Consider the following 18,717-nt stretch of genomic DNA (forward strand, 5'->3'; position numbering starts at 1 on the left):
TCGGCAATTCCCCGCCCCTTTTTGCGCGCCGCGTGGACGTGGTTGATTGAATTCGCCTAAAATCAACGAGCCGTCGCATCGCACCAAAGGGGGAAATGCATGGGCAGCCTTCGCGATATTTTGAATAATCTGGCGCGCGACTATGCCGTTGCGTGGAGTTCAGGCGACCCAGACGCGGTTGCCAGCTTCTTTTCGCCGGATGGTCAAATCAGCATCAATCGTGGCGAACCTCTGCAAGGACATGCCGCAATCGCGGAAATGGCGCGTCGTCTTTATGCGGATTTTCCCGATCTGGAAGTACGTTGCGACATGATGCGGTGGGCTGGACCACATGCCCTGTTCGTCAGAACGCTCGAAGGGCATCATCACGCCACTGGTAACCGCGTTGTCACGCGTGGATGGGAGCAGTGGGAACTGACATCGGACAACAAGATCAAAACTTCGCTGGAATGGTTCGATGCACAAGAGCGGCAAAGCCAGATTGATGGTGTCTGAAACGCGTCCGCACGCCTTACTCTGAAGTCACAATGTATTCACGGGGAATGCCTTGCGTGATCCGATACCAGTCCGAGTTTATCGTCCTGTCCTGGTGCGCCTCAAAGGCCGCCCTGTTTGCAAACACCTCGGACACTTCAAACCGACCGGGCTGGTTGGCATCTTCGCAGACTTCGAATGAGATACACCCCGCCTCTGCACGGGTCAGTGAAATATGAGCAGGCAGCGCTTGTCGCACCTGTTCCAACCGGTCGTGAGGCACCGTTATATGACCACGCAAATGAACCTTCTTTTCAGCCTTTGTCATCGACAACCCTTTTTATTGAGTGGGTCCAAAGTTCAAAGCGCGGCAAAGCGGGCCGCTTGTTTGTCAGTCCAAAATACAGTGATTTCGAAACCATCCTCGGTCTGCTCTTCGGATCTCACGACTTCCTGACGGAACAACCATGCCCGCTTTTGACCTTCAGCGAACGTCAAAGAGAGTGTTGATTCATGCCGGGCGCCCTGCAGGATCGTGGCAATTTCAGACAAAAGAGGCGCAATCCCCTCGCCTGTTACCGCCGAAATCGCAAATATTGCCGGATCACGCTCGGCTCGAGCCAGCGTGGCGTGGCGATCCTCGGGGCTGAGAAGATCAATTTTGTTCCAGACTTCCAGCCGGGGCCGGTCATCCTCGACCCCAAGAGAGGTCAAAATCGTCTCGACATCCTGTGCCTGTGCTTCGGTTTCTTCGTGACTGATATCTCGAACATGAACCACAAGATCGGCACCCAACACCTCTTCCAGCGTGGCGCGGAATGCAGCGACCAGTTCTGTCGGCAGGTTCGAAATGAAACCCACGGTGTCCGAAAGGATCACTTCGGGACCATCCGGCAGTTCGACCCGCCGCATTGTGGGATCAAGTGTGGCAAAGAGCATATCTTTTGCCATTACCTTGGCGCCAGTCAGGCCATTGAATAGCGTGGACTTTCCGGCGTTGGTGTAGCCGACCAATGCAACGATTGGGTACGGAACCTTGGCCCGTGCGGCGCGGTGCAACGTGCGGGTCTTGACTACTTTCTGCAGCTGCCGCCGTAGACGCACCAATTGTTCATCGATCGCACGCCGGTCCGCTTCGATCTGGGTTTCACCCGGCCCGCCGACAAATCCCAATCCGCCACGCTGCCGTTCAAGGTGGGTCCAGGCCCGCACCAATCGCGTTCGTTGATAGCTGAGTGCCGCCATCTCGACTTGTAGCACCCCTTCGCGGGTACGCGCACGATCACTGAAAATCTCCAGGATCAGCCCGGTTCGATCGAGGATTTTGACCTTCCAGGCCTTTTCAAGATTTCGTTGCTGAACAGGCGTGACTGGCCCGTCGATCAGAACCAGTTCCACTTCGTTTTCATGGAAACGCTCACCCAACTCTTCGATCTTGCCGCTGCCGAACAGCAATCCCGCCTGAGCCCGCGGTAAACGCACAACTTCGGACCCGGCCACATCCAGATCGGGCAAAGCGGCAGCCAATGCCACCGCCTCTTCCAGCGCCGGTTCTGAAACGCGGCGCTGTTCATCTGATTTGATTTCCGGATGCAGCACCCAAGCGCGGGTGCGCGTCCTATCATGTTCCATCAAGAGGCGTCTTCGCCCTCATACAGGCTGATCGGCTGTGACGGCATGATGGTCGAAATCGCGTGTTTGTAGACCAGCTGCGACTGTCCGTCGCGGCGCAACAACACACAAAAATTATCGAACCAGGTGATTACACCCTGCAATTTCACGCCATTGATCAGGAATATCGTGACCGGGACTTTTGCTTTCCGTACATTATTCAGGAACGCGTCCTGCAGATTCTGTCTGTCCGAAGCCATATTGTTTTAATCTCGCCATTGTTCTTGCTACGCGCTGCGGACCAACGCGCTCCCTCCGGCGGAGTATGGAGTGGTGCGCGCAGATATTCCAGATGAAAAATCATGCAGTAACAGCAGACGCCTGCCGTAGGGTCAATCGCGCCACAGGGTTGGTGTAATCAGTGCGACGATCGCCAGGGTTTCCAAACGGCCAATAACCATTGCGGCGCAAACTGTCAGTTTGGCTGCACCTGACAGATCTATAAGTCGAATGGGGACATCAGTTGCCAATTCAATCAGCGGCCCCGTTGTGCTCAGCGCCGCAACGCTCAGCACCATCGCCTGCTCAAACCCGACCCCCATGGCGGCCAGCAGCAAATCGAACAGAGCCAACGTCAAAGCAAACATCATCAGGAAGATCCAGGCGATGAAGGCCCCGTCGCTTTGGATACGTCGGTTGCCTCCGCCTTCGCCGCTGACAGAAGACGGATAGATCAGTCGGTCAATTTCGCGCTTACCATTCAGATAAAGTGCAAAAACGCGCAGCAGTTTGACCCCTCCTGCGGTTGTTGCAACACCGCCGCCAATCAACGCCAAACCCATCAGGATCAAACCAGGTGTCCCGAGGCCCGATAGTTGCTGCGCATCGTTCCAATTCGCGCTTTCAAATCCGGCTGTTGTCAGGAAAGACATCCCAGTGAACACCATACCCCAAGCCACGTGCAACGCCTGCACAATCTCGATCTGAATACCAAGCTCGGCCGTTCCCGCCAGAACTCGGATAAACAACAATACCGCAACCGCCAGCACGATAAAGATACCGATCCGAAACTCAGGGTCTTTGTCCAGCCGCGAATAGCCCGAGGTCGCTGTATCGGTCGAAAAGGTCAGCCGCGACAACGCGAAGAAAAGGAACAGGAACATGATAGCTTCGCCGGTTATACCTGCTGTTGATCCTTCCAGCCCGCCCACAGGCGAAATACCCGAGGTCGCCATCACCGACATCGCGTGGCACACTGCGGTTAAGCCTTGTTCGCCTGCGATCAGCAAAAGAACCCAGATCACCGCTGTCAATCCGGCATAAATCGAAGCCAAAGCGCGCGACACGCGGATCAGATGGCCTCTTGGATCGGTCTTTTCGCTTTGGGCAACGCCCGAGACCGGTCGACCAGGTTGCCCTTTTGCAGTTACCTCGAATCCACCCAACGACAAAGGCGCGAGGATCGCCGCTGCAGAAATCCACATCAACAGCCCCCCCATCCATCCAACCAAAGCGCGCCACAAATGCAGCGGTGCAGACAGACGCTGGGGATCCGGGAACAGGTCAGCGCCGGTTGTGGTCAACGCACTGACCATATCAAAATAAGCATTTAGAAAACTGGTTGTTCCCAGCGCATCATGAAACGGTATGGCCAGAAAGATCGGCAACAAGGTGAACGCGGCAAGTAGAACCGCCAATTGGCCAAGCGTCCCGCGCCGGGGTTTTCGGTTCGACATCGCAAGCGCAATGATCAAGACAGCGAACACACCTAACAGCCCGGAATAAAAGAAAGATCGTGAGGTATCGTGATCATCCAGTGCCAGCGCGTAAGCAGCGGGAATCCACATCGACAGCGCGACAATTCCCCAGATCATCAGCAACAGCGGTAGTCGCCGCAATACTCCGATCCGTTGCTGTCCACGTGCCTGCAACATCAGAAGAAATCGATCGAGACCTGCATCAGACGTTCAACCTCGGGCACGTCTTTGGCCATAGCAAAGATTGCAACGACATCCTTCTCGTCAATGCGGAGGCTTCCAGTTGGGCGCAGCACCTCGTCGCCTTTGCGGACGGCACCGACCAATACGCCCTCGGGGAAATCAATATCACGCAGCTTTTGCCCCGCCATCGGAGAAGTCGACAGGACTTCGGCCTCAATAACTTCGGCTTCGGCGTCGCCAATAGAATAAACCTGACGCACCCGACCGTGACGGATGTGGCGCAGGATCGAACTTACTGTTGTCGCACGCGGATTGATATAAGCGTCGATTCCCAGCGGCCCCATCAGGGCGACCATACTGGGGTCATTGATCAAAGCGATGGCCAGCGGGCAGCCCTCGCCCTTGGCACGCACCGCAGCCAACATGTTGGTGCGATCGTCGTCTGTGACTGCCAGCATCGCATCGGCGCGTTCAATACCTGCCTCGCTCAGCAAAGACGAATCCAGACCGTCGCCATTCAATACGATGGTGCGCTCCAGCCCCTCGGCAGCGATTTCCGCGCATCGACGGTCACGCTCGATGATCTTGGCGCGGACGCGGCTTTCACGTTCTTCCAGCGTGCGCGCAACTTCCAACCCGACATTTCCGCCACCCACGATGACGACTCGATCTTGCTGACGTTGGGCTTTGCCGAACACCTCCATCGTGCGGTCCACATCCTTGACGCTGGTAAAGACATAGCATTCGTCGCCAACAAACAGCTGATCCTCGGATTCAGGCGCGAACAACGTCCCTTCACGACGAACACCAACAACGATTGAACTCAGCGTCGAGAACAAATCAGTCAGCTGGCGCAGCGGAGTGTTGACGATTGGACAGTCTTCTTCAACCCGAATACCCAGCAGCTGCGCCTTACCGTCCATGAAAATCTCGGTATCGAAAGCCGACGGAGCCGATAGACGGCGCATTGCAGCGGCAGCGACCTCGCGTTCAGGGCTGATTACCACGTCGATGGGCAGATGATCGCGGCGATAAAGATCGGAGTGAATCGCTTCGAGATAGGATTTAGACCTCAGACGTGCGATCTTGCGCTGGATCGAAAAAACCGAGTGCGCCATCTGGCAGGTGACCATGTTCACCTCGTCCGAATGAGTCGCAGCAATGATCATATCTGCGTCGCGGGCCCCTGCCCGATCCAGTACATCCGGATAACTTGCGAATCCAGCGATCCCCTGCACGTCCAGCGTCTCAGTCGCGCGACGCACCAGATCAGGGTTGTTGTCGACCACCGTTACATCGTTCAGTTCGCCCGAAAGGTGACGCGCAATCTGCCAGCCCACTTGGCCGGCACCGCATATGATGACCTTCATACTCTTGGCCTTTCTGCCTGAAATCTTTGAATGACAGATGCCCCCAAAGCGGTCAATTGAATTGTCATGGATGACAAGCTGAGCCAAAGTAACTGTATGAAATCAATTCTGCCCACTCTGATTTGCTTGCTGACACTATCTGCCTGTGGTCCGCTTTCGCTGTATTACCGCGAGGGCGAAAGCGTTGCGCGCATGCAGACCGAAACCACGAACTGTCAGGTGAAAGCTCTTAAAGACGCCCCTGTCGCCAATCAGGTCCGTCAGAGCCCACCGGTATACTGGCCCGGGCGCACCTATTGTGATGGCCGTGGGCGTTGCTATCGCAACCCTGGATGGTGGGAACCCGGACGAATCTATACCGTTGACGTGAATCAGGGGCTAAGAAACAAGGTCGAGGCACAGTGTATGGCACAGAAAGGGTACCGCCCGGTCAGCCTGCCGCCTTGCAAACAAGGTGTCAAATCGCGGGTTGCACCCGCACGTACCACAACTCTTCCACCGCTGAACACTGAGTCGTGTTTCGTGAAATTTGAAGACGGGTCATTTCAAATCATCACCCCGGGACAAGCCGGCTGATTTGCGACGCTTGGCCAGCGCGAGATGAACAAATATGGCAATGCCATAGAATGCAGCCACGGCCAAAAACATACCGACCTCTTTCGCGCCCAAAAGAATGGCCAGTAAAACTGGCGTCCCTAGCAGATTTCCAGCATTCCCCATCTGCGCCATTGCGCCGTAGCTTAACGCTTGGGTCTCGGCAGTGTCGTTCAACTCGGGCACAGCAGCGAAACTACCGCCCTGAACAAGCCCAAGAACCGCAAACAGTGCGATGCATCCGAATGCAATCGGAGCCCCAAGAAACAGCGAAATGATCGTCAGAATGCCCATGGCGAATCCCAGATTCACGACACTGACACAGGACAGCACGGACAAAAGCAGCGGGACCAGCAACCATGACAACACGATCCCCGCCAGTGGCATAAGTGCCGCAATCGAAGCACCCTGCCCTTCGGGCAAACGCCCCGGCAGAATTGCCAGAAGCGAGACGAAAGTCAGCGTGTAGAAGAACCATCCGATCGCCGGGGCCGAGATGAATGGCGAGCGATAGGTCCTTAAGTGCACACCAAGCAAAGAAGATAAACTCCACCTCGTGCTGGCTGGCTGATCTATGTCGATCTTCAATTTGCTGAACGCTATCAGCGCGGCAATCACCAACATCAATCCGCCATGCAGGGCAAAATACGCCGGCAATCCATAGCGGTCGACAATTGGCAACCCGAGCCAGGCATTCAACGCAAAGGCTACGCCGAAAAACGTACTCCATAGCACCATAGAGTTGTACCTAGCGCGACCGGTTGTGATCTGTGCAATCAAGGTCGGTGCCGCGACAACAATCGCAAGATGGGATAGCCCTTCGACCACCCGACTGAGCAACATCAATTGGAATCCTGGCAGACTTGCTTGAAATAGTGACAATGCACCCCCAAGAACCAAACCCGACAAAAGCAGACGGTTTGGCCCGATCTGCGCCGCAATCGCACCCGACATCGCACCCAGCGCTGCTCCCATCAGGCTGATAATCGATAGCAGCCAGCCAATCACCGCCGCATGATCGGGATAAAGCAATCCAATGTCAGCAAACGGAACTGCGATCTTGGCAAACTGGGTCGCAGCCCCGAGGCCTGCGAACCAAATCAGCATTACTTGCAGAAATGTGCGGAAAGAGTCGCTCATGAACTCGGTCTATCGCGACCTACACACCAGCGGAACGCATAAATTATGCGGCACCCGCTCGCCGACCGCTGACCAGACGAACCGGGGTGCCATCCGAAAGATACAATCGCTCCCAAACGATCCGTCCAGCGCTGATTCTGATTTGGTCATGCACGGCTTCCGAGGTCAGAAACGCCTTGGGCGCAGGCGAGTGCAAATCCCACCAACCATCGAGTTGCAGTTCCGCCTCGGCCTGTCGGATCTCATCCGTCGCAAATTGCCAGAGTGATACACCCAGCAACGCGTGCTGAGAGGTTTTCCAATCTCGTGCACGACTGGCCGAATAGGCAAGGCAAGTGTGTGTGGCTTCTTCAACAAGGTGTAGGCACTCGGACGAGTTTACCACCAGACGTTTAAGCGCGGAATCTTGTGCCTTTGCCGGACCAAGCGCCGCAAAAACAACCTGTTGAACATGGGCCGAAGGGGTTTGGCCACCATTTTCCCACCGAGAAATCGTGGCCTGATCAACCTCGATCAGATCAGCAAGGGCAGATTGCTTCAGGCCAACCACGCGACGCAGCCGTTTCAGCCGCTTTCCAAAGGCTGGAAAACCAATGGAAACGGCTGTGGTCTTCGAGCAATCTGCGGTCATTGAAGCAAATCACTCTGCGGGTTCGGGCTCATCAATCTGCGCCACCCGCGCACCTGACTTGTTTGAGGTCACGACCCCCAAGGACTTGAGTTTGCGGTGCAAGGCGCTGCGCTCCATGCCGACGAAGCTGGCAGTGCGGCTGATGTTACCACCAAACCGATTGATCTGAGTCAGCAGATACTCACGCTCGAATGCTTCGCGGGCCTCGCGAAGCGGCAGCGTTGCCAGAGCACCGGACAGGACCACCCGTCCGGTTTCATCTGCCTTCTCTTCTTCATTGGGCAGTTCGCGTGCCTCAATCGGGCCGGTACTATCCCCAAGGATCAGTACCCGTTCGATCAGGTTCTTGAGCTGACGCACATTGCCTGGCCATGTCATCGTTTGAAGCAGCGCGACGGCCTCATCGGAAAGTTCACGCACTGGCAGCCCCTGCGTGTCGTTGCACATCTCGATAAAATGCTGCGCCAAAACCGGAATGTCTTCGCGGCGCTCTTCCAGAGATGGAACTGAGATCGGTACAACGTTCAGACGATGATACAGTTCTTCGCGGAAACGCTCTGCTGCAATTTCCTGTTCCAGATCGCGGTTGGTCGAAGAGATGACGCGCAGATCAACCCTCACTTTGTCTGACCCGCCGACGCGCTGGAACTGCTGATCGACCAGCACACGCAAGATCTTGGACTGCGTTCCCAGCGGCATATCAGCGACTTCGTCGAAATAGACGACGCCGCCATGGGCCTCTTCCAGCAGGCCTGACTCGACACCACGCTCCGAGGATTCACGGCCGAACAGAACCTCTTCGACCCTCTCAGGCTCGATCCCGGCGCAGTTTACCGTGACGAATGGTGCATTGGCGCGATTGGAATGGGCATGGATATAACGTGCTGCGATCTCTTTGCCCGCGCCCGCCGGACCGCTGAGCATGACCCGACCATTGGACTTGGTCACCTTATCCAACTGCCCCTGCATCGCCCGGAACGAAGCCGATTTGCCGATCATATCGGAACAGCTGACTTCCTGCCGTTTCAACGAAGCATTCTCGCGGCGCAGGCGCGAAGTTTCCATCGCTCGGCGTATAACCACCATCAACTGATCAATATTAAAAGGCTTTTCGATAAAATCGTATGCCCCCTGTTTGATCGCCGCGACCGCAATCTCGATATTGCCGTGCCCGGAAATGATCACTACCGGCACATCCGGGTTGTCGCGTTTCACCGCCTTCAGGATGTCGATCCCATCCATACGACTATCTTTCAGCCAGATATCCAGGATCAACAGTCCGGGAGGTTCGGCATTGATCGACGACATGCACTCATCCGAGTTTGCCGCTAGCCGTGTGGAATAGCCTTCGTCCTCTAGAATATCGGACACCAATTCGCGAATATCGCGTTCGTCATCTACGATCAGAATGTCGCTCATCTTTGGCCTGCTTTCAGTTTGTTTGTTTTAATCGCCTGTTTTTCCGGCGCATCTGTCGGGCCGCCTGAGGCCCCGGGAAGACGAATGACAGCCATCGCGCCGTAATGGTCCTGTCCGTCAAATGTGGGCGCATCTTCTAATGTCAGCGCTCCGCCATGTTCTTCGATTATCTTTTTGACGATAGGCAGGCCCAAGCCCGTGCCTTCGTCACGCGTGGTTACATAAGGTTCAAACAGCCGCGCCCGATCTTCTGGCAGGCCGATGCCGTTATCGGCAATGGTGATCTGCGTTCCCGCATCGTCATTGCTGACCGCCACCTTAATCTGAGGTTCAAGATTGTCCGGGGCGCCTTTTTCTTTCAGCGTTTCAATAGCCTCGCCCGCGTTCTTGATCAGGTTCGTCAAGGCCTGGCTCAACATGGTCGAATCCACATCCGCCAGAATAGGCTGTTCGGGCAGATCCGCGTCGATCTGAACATCGGGTTGGCCCGCCTGCTGCAACAACACCGCCTCACGCACCAGCGTCACAATGTTCTCTTCGCGCCGCTCCGGCTCGGGCATCCGCGCGAACTTCGAGAACTCATCGACGATCCGTCGCAGATCATTGGTCTGACGCACGATCACATCTGTCATCGATTCAAGGCTACTGCAGTCTTCTTCATCCAGCTTGCGCGAAAACTTACGTTTGATCCGCTCGGCGCTCAGCTGGATCGGGGTCAGAGGATTCTTGATCTCATGCGCAATGCGACGGGCCACATCGCCCCAAGCCGCCATGCGCTGTGCGCTGACCAAATCGGTCACATCGTCAAAGGCCACAACGTAGCCTTCCAAGCCGCCATCTTCACCACGACGCGTCGCCATGCGTACCAGCAAGTTCTCTAACTGACCCTTTCGAGTCACTTTCACTTCGCCCTGAACAGCCTCTTGCCCGCTGTCCTTGAGCGTCTCGAACAATGGCAGGAATTCGGGCACGGCTATGCCTATCGCAAGATGATGCTCACCGCCCGACCAACCCAACAGTCGCTCTGCGGACCGGTTCACAAAAGTTACGCACCCTTCGGAATCAACGCCCACTACCCCCGACGTCACCGAACTGAGCACCGAGTCGAACAACCTTCGGCGGCGTTCGATCTGGCGTGTATTCTCCAGCAAGGTATCGCGCTGCCCCTTCAACTGGCGGGTCATTTGATTGAAGTATCGGCCCAGCATCGCGATTTCATCATCGCTAGCCTCTTCGATGACTTGTACGCTCAGATCACCTGCACCGACCCGTTGCGCAGCCGTTGTCAACCGCCCTACGGGACGTGAAAGGCGCTCGGCAAACCACATGCCCAGCGACATAGCCGCCAAAATCAGGATCACCGCGAAACCCAGATACAGAAGACCGAACTCGAACAGTACCCGACCACGCTCACTTTCGAGCTGACTGTAAAACTGCGCGGTTTCTTTGGTCTCATCCAGTAGAGTCAAAAGCTGTCCGTCAACCTCGCGGCTGACATATAAGTATCGGTCCAGATAGGCCTTCAATGGTACAAGAGCGCGGAACTCGCTGTTCTCCCAATCTGCGATAATCGCCACACCCTGATCATTGGCCTCAATCATCTCTTCGGGCGTCGGTGCCTCGTAGTCGAACAAGTAGGACCGATCACCACGCGACCGAATTTCAGCGCTGCCATCAATCACATAGGCCTCACGCAAACCGCGTTGAATCTGGGACTGCCCCTGCGCCAGAACCTCACGCAATTCGGCATCTGAGATGTAGTAATCTAGTGATCGAGCGTTATCGAGAAATCGCGCCAGAACGATCGCGTCCTGCGTCAGCCCTTCGCGGTGCTCTTGTTCGTAGGCTTCGGCGGCCGTAAGAGATGACCCAACAACCTGCCTAACCCGATCCGAGAACCAGCCTTCAAGGCCGATATTCACCGTAAGCCCTGCAAAAATAGCAACCGTAACGGTAGGAACCAGAGCCAGCAGCGTAAACGCGCCGATCAAGCGCAGGTGAAGCCGTGAACCCGCTGATTTCGCACGTCGGGCAGCGATCAAACTGAACAACTGCCCCAGCACCAACGCTGCGACGACCAGCACATAAACCAGATCGGCCAGCAGAATCAGCCTAAGCGTCGGCGCAGCCGCACCTAGATCAAAGGGACCAATGACCAGATAAGTTGCCAGCGCCAGAATGGGGCCCAACACGACCAGACCCAAGGTACTGAAATTGCGCATCCTCCGGGACTTGCGCCACCGGTTGATCGATAGGATCGGCCCGTTCTGTGCCCGGGTTGCCACCGTCTGCCCTCATTCTGATGTGCCGCTTGCACGGCTTACCGCCATATGTCGTGGTCGTTCCCGGGGCCGAACCCGAATGCCACGGTTTGTGTGGCGATATTACATCAGTTTGCGGCGGCGTGTCACCTGAATATCGAGGTCGGTAATCTTTTTCCGCAACGTATTTCGGTTAATCCCCAGAAGATCAGCACATTTTGCTTGATTTCCACCGGTCGCATCCAGCGCAATTTCGATCAGAGGCGCTTCGACTTCACGCAAAATACGCTGATAGAGCCCGGGCGGTGGTAGGATATTCCCGTGCAAATCGAAGTAACGCCGCAGGTGGCGCCCCACCGAAGCAGACAGTTTTTCACGCTCGCCATCCCCCAGAACCGGCTCAGCCTCGGGCTGACTGCCCAAAACCATCTCAACTTCGGTGCGCGAGATTTCTTCTGCACGGCTTGTCAGGCTGAGACGACGGATGGCATTTTCCAGCTGCCGGACATTCCCAGGCCAGGAATATCGGCGCACAAGTTCCACAGCTTCAGGGCTGAGGCGGCGTTTCGTTCCGCTTTCGCGCTCTTCCCTCGCAAGAAAATGGTCGGTGAGCAGTGTGATATCATCAACGCGTTCTCGCAGAGCAGGAACATGTACTGTCGCACCGCAGAGACGATAATAAAGGTCCTGCCGCACGCGACCGCTTTCCATTGCGTCAGTCAGGTCAGATTGGCTGGTGGCCATGAAACGCGGCACATGATCGCCCGGAGTGTCCATCATGCGCACGATACGGGCCTGAATCTCGTCATCGATATCGGCGATCTCATCGATCAACAGCGTGCCGCCCCGCACGCGCGCCATGACTCGTGCCGGGCCTTCCAGATCACTTAGATCAGCGGCAGTCGCGGTGACAAAAGGCAGAGTTCGACGGTCTGAAAAATCGTGAATAGCGCGCGCAATCAAAGATTTACCTGTACCACTTTCACCCGATATCATCACTGACAGATCTGTGTTCATCACCCGCGCCACGAGACGATAGAGCGCTTGCATAACTGGGGTTCGCCCAACAAGCGGCAACTCGTCCGGACGATCTTCGCTGGCTTCGACAGGCTCAACCTGAGCATGCTGTTTCTGATCAAGCGCCCGTGCGGTCCGCTTCATCAGATCAGGCAAATCGAAGGGCTTGGGCAGATAATCATAGGCATCCGCCTCGGCAGCCTGAATGGCCGTCATGATGGTGTTCTGGGCCGAGATCACGATGACCGGCAATCCAGGTCGATCCTGTGCGATCTTTGGCAACATCTCGAGCCCGTTTCCATCCGGCATCACTACATCCGAGATCACCACGTCGCCCTTGCCTTCGGCCACCCAGCGCATCAGCGTGGTCAGCGAAGATGTGGCATGCACCTTGCACCCCGCCCGCGTGAGGGCCTGTGTCAGAACCGTGCGGATCGTGCGGTCGTCATCGGCAACCAGAACTGTGCCATCCATCAGATGCTCTCCTTTTCATATGTGCCCTGCGGTGCGCGTCGCAGGGACAGACGGAATACTGTGCGCCCAGGCACCGATTCCGCTGATATCCATCCGTCGTGGTCGGATATGATCTTGCTGACCAGCGCCAGCCCCAGGCCGGTTCCGTTTTCTTTACCCGAAACAAACGGATCGAAAATCTCGCCCTGAATTTTCTCCGGCAATCCGGGACCGTCATCGATGATCTCGATTTGCAAAGGCAGCGAGTGACCGGAACCATCACTGCGACGCAGCCGGAAAGAATGTTCGAAATAGGTGCGAAGCCGGATTATGCCACTGCCATCAGCAGCCTCAGAGGCGTTCTTGAGCAAATTCAAAATCACCTGCAAAAACTGGTCCGGGTCTCCGTACGCCATTGGCAAAGATGGATCGTAATCCTCAACGATGGTCATATGAGCGCCAAACCCAAGCAGCGCCGATCTGCGCGCGCGGTCCAAAACGTCGTGTATATTGACTGGCTTGAAATCAGGCTGAGACAGGTTTCCGAACTGTTCCACCTGTTCCAGTAGCTTCACAATACGACGGCTTTCCTCGACAATAAGATCTGTTAATTCAAGATCTTGTTGTGAGATATTCATGCTGAGCAACTGTGCCGCACCGGTGATCCCGGCCAGAGGGTTTTTGATTTCATGCGCCAGCATCTCGGCCATGCCAATGGCCGATTGCGCCGCCGACTTCACGGTATTGCCTCGGGTCATCCGCCCAGACAATTCACGTGGTGAGATGATCATAATCATGGAACCGGGATGCCCCATTAATGGCGCGATCTGCAGGGCACATTGCAGCGGTGCACGATTACCCGAGCCCACATCCACATCATTCACAAACAGGGGCGTGCTCTGCTGACGGGCGCGAATGAAAGCCTCTTCCAAGGGCGCATCGACTGCGATCTGATCCCAGACTGGATGCCCGATTACAGCTTTGCGCGAAGCGTTCAGGAACCCCTCACCCGAAGAATTGACATCCGATATGCGGTCGTCAGGATCGATGATAAAGGCCGGAACCGGCAGCGAGGTCCAGATGCTCTGATCCGAGGTCATGCCGCCACCTCTGCTGAGCTGTTCAAAGCATCGCCCAGTAGTTGCAGAACTTCATCCGTATCGCGTGATGTAAGTACTGCGCGCCGTAAGGTGGCAGGCGTCCGGGCCTCATCCATGTACCATCCCAAATGCTTGCGTGCGACGCGCAAGCCCAGCTCAGTACCGTAGAATGAGAGCATCGCCTGATAGTGGGCGCGCACCATCTCGATCAGGTCGGCTCCCACCGGAATGTCCGGAGCTGCAGCTCCATATAGATCGTGACAGATCTGCGCCAGCAGCCATGGCTTACCCTGCGCGCCCCGGCCCACCATCACGCCATCCGCACCAGACTGCACCAGCGCGGTTTGCGCGGCCTCCGTATCAATAATATCCCCATTTGCGACGACCGGGATCGAGACCGCCTCTTTCACCGCCCGGATCGCCTGCCAATCTGCCCGACCTTTGTAGAACTGACAGCGCGTACGCCCATGGATGGTGACCATCCGGATGCCAGCATCCTGCGCCCGTCGCGCCACATCCGGCGCGTTCAGCAATTTGTCATCCCACCCCAGGCGCGTCTTCAACGTGACCGGTACGTCCACGGCATCCACCACGGCCTCTATCAGCGTCAACGCGTGATCCGGCGTCTTCAGCAGGGCTGAACCGGAATAGCCGTTGGTCACCTTCTTTGCTGGACATCCCATGTTAATGTCGATCACTTGGGCGCCCCGGTCGACGACCTGCCGGGCAGCCTCGGCCATCCAGTGCGCCTCGCGACCGGCCAATTGCACCGCCGTGTTTTCAACATCCGCCGACAGTTCTGCCCGTTCACGGACGCCAGGTTTGGCCTGCACCATCTCTTGGCTGGCAACCATTTCGCTGACCACCATGCCTGCACCGAAGCGCATCACAAGATCCCGAAAAGGCCGGTCGGTGATTCCGGCCATAGGTGCCAGCAGCACCGGCGGGGTCAGGTCCTTCTCAGCAAGACGCAGGGTCAATGTGCTTAATCCTTGAGCAGTTGCGCTTTTAATATCGAAATTGCAGCATATGAACAACAAATCGACGGCATTCAAGCCCGCTAAATCATCAGTTGCTTAATCTTTAGGCAGATTGACGTGGGTGATTGCCTCTGCATTCACCGCCCCCTAAACAATGCCCAATCAGGAGAACCCGCAGATGACCACAGCCGCCATCATCGTCGCCGCCGGGCGCGGCCAGCGCGCCGGAGGCGGAGTGCCTAAACAGTGGCGCGCTTTGGGTGAGCAGCGCGTGGCAGATTGGACCATTGATCGCTTCAAAGGGCTCGTCGATCATATCGTTCTTGTTCTGGCGGAAGACGATACATCTGCCTGGAAAGAATTCTCTGCAACAGACCTGATTCTTGCACCGGGTGGCAGCGACCGGGCCGGATCTGTGCATAGTGGCCTGCGGGCGTTGGAAGCACACGGCGTCGAAAAGGTCTTGATCCACGATGTCGCTCGTCCCTGTGTCAGCGCGAGGGTAATTCGGGAGGTGCTGGCTGCGCTCGATGCACATTCTGCAGCGGCTCCGGGTTTGGCCGTCACTGACGCACTCTGGACCGGAGATGGATCGGTGGTGACAGGAACACAGGATCGGTCTGCTCTTTACGCCGCGCAGACGCCGCAGGGGTTTCACTATGGCGCGATCACGACCGCCCACGCCTCCCATCCCGGAGGCGCGGCAGATGACGTCGAAGTTGCACGCGCTGCCGGGATTGATGTGGCGATCGTTCCGGGCGATGCGGATAACATAAAAATAACCCGGCCCGAAGATTTCGAACGGGCGGAACGCATAATGGGTATGAACATGGATGTAAGGCTGGGCAACGGCTACGACGTGCACCGATTTGGGGACGGAGATCACGTGATCCTGTGCGGTGTGAAAGTGCCACATAAGCGAGGACTTCAAGGCCATTCTGATGCCGACGTGGGCATGCATGCGGTGACCGACGCGATCTATGGCGCGCTGGCACGGGGCGATATCGGGCAGCATTTCCCGCCCTCCGACCCGCAGTGGAAAGGTGCGGCCAGTGAGATTTTCCTGCGCCACGCCGTCGAGCTTGCCGGGCAGATGGGTTATGCGATCTCGAATGTCGATTGCACGCTGGTCTGCGAATATCCCAAGATCGGCCCTCATGCCGACGCGATGCGTGCCGAGATGGCACAGATCATGGGCCTGCGGACCGACCAGGTCTCGATCAAGGCCACCACGTCCGAGCGGCTGGGCTTTACCGGTCGCAGCGAAGGGATTGCGTCGCTTGCGACTGCCTGTCTGGTGAAGTCATGACCGCGGCGCGCTTGATCGGAACCGTCGGCGGCGTCGGCTATCTGCGCCCTGCCCCCGGAACCTGGGGATCACTGGCTGCATTGCCACTGGCATGGGTTCTGCACACACTGGGCGGCTTTCCCCTACTGGTCATCGCGACGTTGGCGGCATTCTTCGGCGGCCTTTGGGCCACGCGTGTGATGACGGCAGGACAGGATGATCACGACCCGTCCGAGATCGTCATCGATGAAGTCGCAGGTCAGTTCATCGCAATCTGGGCGATCTCCTACCCGTCATGGGCCGATGGGATCGATATCACGGCGCTCTGGCCTGGCTGGATCGCAGGCTTCCTGCTGTTCCGGCTGTTCGACATCACCAAACCCGGCCCCATCGGTTGGGCCGACCGGCGCGGTGATCCGATGGGTGTCATGCTGGACGACGTGATCGCGGGCATCTTTGCAGCCGTCGGCATCGTGATCCTTGCTGGCATCGCGCATGGGGTGATGGGCCTATGACCGTGATCGACCTGTTGAACCGCGCCAAGACGCAGGGTGTGATGATCGCGACGGCCGAAAGCTGCACCGGCGGCATGGTCGCCGCCGCGCTGACTGATATCCCCGGCAGCTCAGCCGTAGTCGAGCGCGGCTTTGTCACCTACACCAACACCGCCAAACAAGAAATGCTTGGCGTACACGTCGACACGCTTGAGGCCCATGGTGCTGTCTCGGAAGAGGTTGCACAGGAAATGGCCGAGGGTGCGCTGCACCACTCACAGGCGCAACTGGCGGTCTCGATCACCGGTATTGCAGGCCCCGGCGGGTCCGAGCACAAACCCGAAGGCCGCGTTTGCTTTGGTTTAGCAGCAGATGGCCAACCGACCCGCACCGAGACTGTTGAATTCGGTGCTCTGGGGCGTGAAAACGTGCGCAAAGCCGCTCGCGATCATGCATTACTTATGCTGCTGAGCAGCGTTTCGTAGTCTGCCCAAATTTAGGGCAAATACGCCCGATAGGCGCAAAATTGATCACCAGTTGAAAAAAAGCCACCGAAACGGGCGGCTTTTTGTATTGCTGCCTCTTTTTTCCCCACCTCAGCTCGGCTTCAACCCGCTCCACACCACTCACGCGGTGTCGGAGGTAGATGTGGTTTGTCTATCCGACGCCCCAATAGGGAAAGGAGAGCGGCCCATGAACGGAGCCGATACAGCGTGGATCATTGTGGCAACAGCACTGGTCCTGTTCATGACATTGCCGGGTCTTGCCCTGTTCTATGGTGGGCTTGTGCGTGCCCGAAATGTACTCAGCGTTTTCATGCACTGCTTCTCGATTGCTTGTTTGATGAGCATTCTTTGGCTAGTCGCAGGGTATTCGATCGCCTTTGGACCGGGTGAAAGCGGCCTCTGGGGCGGTCTTGGCAAAGCCTTCCTGAACGGAGTGGACGCCGATAGCCTTGCGGGAACCTTACCCGAGATCCTGTTCTTTGCCTTCCAGATGACCTTTGCCATCATCACCCCTGCCCTGATCATCGGCGCATATGTGGAGCGTGTTGGCTTTGGCTTTGTTCTCACCTTTTCGGCGCTGTGGATGTTGCTGTGCTATGCGCCCGTTGTCCATTGGATCTGGGGCGGCGGCATGCTGGCGGATGGAGGCATTCTTGGCGAAATCGGCGTGCGCGACTTTGCGGGGGGCATTGTCGTCCACGAAACTGCCGGCCTGGCCGCGCTGATCATCGCAGTTATCCTCGGACCGCGGCGCAATCGCACGACACCTCCACATAACCCCGGCTATGTAATGGTGGGTGCTGCAATGCTGTGGGTCGGTTGGTTCGGTTTCAATGGCGGCTCACAACTGGCTGCCGACGGCGGCGCGGCGATGGCCATGACTGTCACCCATTTGTCTGCCGCAACTGCGTCGCTGACATGGGCGTTGTGGGAACGCATCCGTTTTGGCAAAGCCTCGATGGTCGGCCTTGTAACTGGCACCATTGCTGGTCTGGCGTCGATCACCCCGGCCTCGGGTTTTGTGGGTCCGGTTCAGGCTCTGATCATAGGAGCAGTCGCAGGTATCCTGTGTCAGGAGGCCGTCAATGTGATCCGTAACAAGCTGAACATCGACGACACGCTGGACGTTTTCGCCGTTCACGGTGTCGGGGGTATCTTTGGTACTCTGATGATTGCGCTTTTCGGTCTGGGAACTTGGACTGCGCAACTGGGCGGCTTGGTCATCGTGGGTGCCTTTACGGCAGTTGTCACGATTGTGTTGGTCAAGGTGGTTGCACTCATCACCCCGCTTCGCGTAGACGCCGAGACCGAAACAAACGGGCTCGACCTCTCGGTACATGGGGAACGCGCCTACGATATGAGCAGCTAAGCCCACCTTGGCGCTCTGCCGCCCGTAAGGGCAAAGCGGACCTCTTGGGGGGTCCGCTTTTCTTTTGGTC

At 56.9% G+C, this 18,717-nt stretch carries 18 protein-coding genes; 6 read left to right on the forward strand and 12 right to left on the reverse strand.

Annotation, left to right across the window (positions count from 1 at the left end; translation table 11 throughout):
* Positions 1-99: 99 nt before the first annotated feature.
* Positions 100-495 carry a nuclear transport factor 2 family protein gene (locus ACR0JR_RS03400; protein WP_170540042.1) on the forward strand — a complete coding sequence of 132 codons (396 nt, stop codon included), beginning with the start codon at positions 100-102 and terminating at the stop codon, positions 493-495.
* 16 nt (positions 496-511) lie between these two features.
* Here ACR0JR_RS03400 and ACR0JR_RS03405 read toward each other — a convergent pair whose 3' ends face one another.
* The 5 genes from ACR0JR_RS03405 to trkA all read right to left on the reverse strand — a co-directional run bounded on the left by ACR0JR_RS03405 (position 512) and on the right by trkA (position 5,395).
* Positions 512-802 (reverse strand): putative quinol monooxygenase, encoded by a 291-nt coding sequence (locus tag ACR0JR_RS03405; protein WP_480455002.1) that lies wholly within the window; start codon positions 800-802, stop codon positions 512-514.
* Positions 803-834: 32 nt separating this feature from the next.
* Positions 835-2,106 (reverse strand): GTPase HflX, encoded by a 1,272-nt coding sequence (hflX, locus tag ACR0JR_RS03410; RefSeq protein ID WP_480455003.1) that lies wholly within the window; start codon positions 2,104-2,106, stop codon positions 835-837.
* Positions 2,106-2,345, reverse strand: coding sequence for an RNA chaperone Hfq (gene hfq, locus ACR0JR_RS03415; protein ID WP_010440340.1), 240 nt, complete (start codon positions 2,343-2,345; stop codon positions 2,106-2,108). Before hfq ends, hflX begins: the two co-directional genes overlap by 1 nt.
* 132 nt (positions 2,346-2,477) lie before the next feature.
* A complete protein-coding gene (locus ACR0JR_RS03420; RefSeq protein WP_480455004.1) occupies positions 2,478-4,019 on the reverse strand; it encodes a TrkH family potassium uptake protein in 1,542 nt (513 codons plus the stop codon).
* Positions 4,019-5,395, reverse strand: a complete 1,377-nt coding sequence (trkA, locus tag ACR0JR_RS03425; RefSeq protein ID WP_010440342.1) for a Trk system potassium transporter TrkA — start codon at positions 5,393-5,395, stop codon at positions 4,019-4,021. Before trkA ends, ACR0JR_RS03420 begins: the two co-directional genes overlap by 1 nt.
* 66 nt (positions 5,396-5,461) lie before the next feature.
* On the opposite strand from trkA, the gene ACR0JR_RS03430 reads away from it, so the two are divergent.
* Positions 5,462-5,971 (forward strand): hypothetical protein, encoded by a 510-nt coding sequence (locus ACR0JR_RS03430; protein WP_480455005.1) that lies wholly within the window; start codon positions 5,462-5,464, stop codon positions 5,969-5,971.
* Here ACR0JR_RS03430 and ACR0JR_RS03435 read toward each other — a convergent pair.
* From ACR0JR_RS03435 to dusB, 7 genes are all read right to left on the reverse strand, one after another.
* The gene (locus tag ACR0JR_RS03435) at positions 5,936-7,129 is read right to left on the reverse strand and encodes an MFS transporter (RefSeq protein ID WP_480455006.1); all 1,194 of its coding nucleotides are present in this window, start codon (positions 7,127-7,129) and stop codon (positions 5,936-5,938) included. The genes ACR0JR_RS03430 and ACR0JR_RS03435 overlap by 36 nt on opposite strands.
* Before the next feature lie 43 nt (positions 7,130-7,172).
* The gene (locus tag ACR0JR_RS03440) at positions 7,173-7,760 is read right to left on the reverse strand and encodes a helix-turn-helix domain-containing protein (protein WP_480455007.1); all 588 of its coding nucleotides are present in this window, start codon (positions 7,758-7,760) and stop codon (positions 7,173-7,175) included.
* Positions 7,761-7,769: 9 nt separating this feature from the next.
* Complete coding sequence (ntrX, locus tag ACR0JR_RS03445; protein WP_480455008.1) at positions 7,770-9,179, reverse strand: nitrogen assimilation response regulator NtrX; 1,410 nt, start codon at positions 9,177-9,179, stop codon at positions 7,770-7,772.
* On the reverse strand, positions 9,176-11,401 hold the full coding sequence (locus ACR0JR_RS03450) for a sensor histidine kinase NtrY-like (RefSeq protein ID WP_480455183.1): 2,226 nt from the start codon (positions 11,399-11,401) through the stop codon (positions 9,176-9,178). The genes ntrX and ACR0JR_RS03450 overlap by 4 nt, the downstream gene beginning before the upstream one ends.
* A gap of 162 nt (positions 11,402-11,563) precedes the next feature.
* Positions 11,564-12,931, reverse strand: coding sequence for a response regulator (locus tag ACR0JR_RS03455; RefSeq protein WP_170773989.1), 1,368 nt, complete (start codon positions 12,929-12,931; stop codon positions 11,564-11,566).
* Positions 12,931-14,010 carry a two-component system sensor histidine kinase NtrB gene (locus ACR0JR_RS03460; protein ID WP_480455009.1) on the reverse strand — a complete coding sequence of 360 codons (1,080 nt, stop codon included), beginning with the start codon at positions 14,008-14,010 and terminating at the stop codon, positions 12,931-12,933. The genes ACR0JR_RS03455 and ACR0JR_RS03460 overlap by 1 nt, the downstream gene beginning before the upstream one ends.
* Positions 14,007-14,990 (reverse strand): tRNA dihydrouridine synthase DusB, encoded by a 984-nt coding sequence (gene dusB, locus ACR0JR_RS03465; RefSeq protein WP_480455010.1) that lies wholly within the window; start codon positions 14,988-14,990, stop codon positions 14,007-14,009. The genes ACR0JR_RS03460 and dusB overlap by 4 nt, the downstream gene beginning before the upstream one ends.
* A gap of 178 nt (positions 14,991-15,168) precedes the next feature.
* Here dusB and ACR0JR_RS03470 point away from each other — a divergent pair, with 178 nt between their 5' ends.
* The 4 genes from ACR0JR_RS03470 to ACR0JR_RS03485 all read left to right on the forward strand — a co-directional run bounded on the left by ACR0JR_RS03470 (position 15,169) and on the right by ACR0JR_RS03485 (position 18,647).
* Positions 15,169-16,299: a bifunctional 2-C-methyl-D-erythritol 4-phosphate cytidylyltransferase/2-C-methyl-D-erythritol 2,4-cyclodiphosphate synthase gene (locus ACR0JR_RS03470; protein WP_480455011.1), complete on the forward strand. Its 1,131-nt coding sequence runs from the start codon at positions 15,169-15,171 to the stop codon at positions 16,297-16,299.
* On the forward strand, positions 16,296-16,793 hold the full coding sequence (locus tag ACR0JR_RS03475; protein ID WP_480455013.1) for a phosphatidylglycerophosphatase A family protein: 498 nt from the start codon (positions 16,296-16,298) through the stop codon (positions 16,791-16,793). The genes ACR0JR_RS03470 and ACR0JR_RS03475 overlap by 4 nt, the downstream gene beginning before the upstream one ends.
* A complete protein-coding gene (locus ACR0JR_RS03480; protein ID WP_480455014.1) occupies positions 16,790-17,257 on the forward strand; it encodes a CinA family protein in 468 nt (155 codons plus the stop codon). Before ACR0JR_RS03475 ends, ACR0JR_RS03480 begins: the two co-directional genes overlap by 4 nt.
* Before the next feature lie 208 nt (positions 17,258-17,465).
* Positions 17,466-18,647, forward strand: coding sequence for an ammonium transporter (locus ACR0JR_RS03485; protein ID WP_010440354.1), 1,182 nt, complete (start codon positions 17,466-17,468; stop codon positions 18,645-18,647).
* The last annotated feature ends 70 nt before the right edge of the window (positions 18,648-18,717 follow it).

Source organism: Ruegeria sp. AA3 (assembly GCF_056542905.1).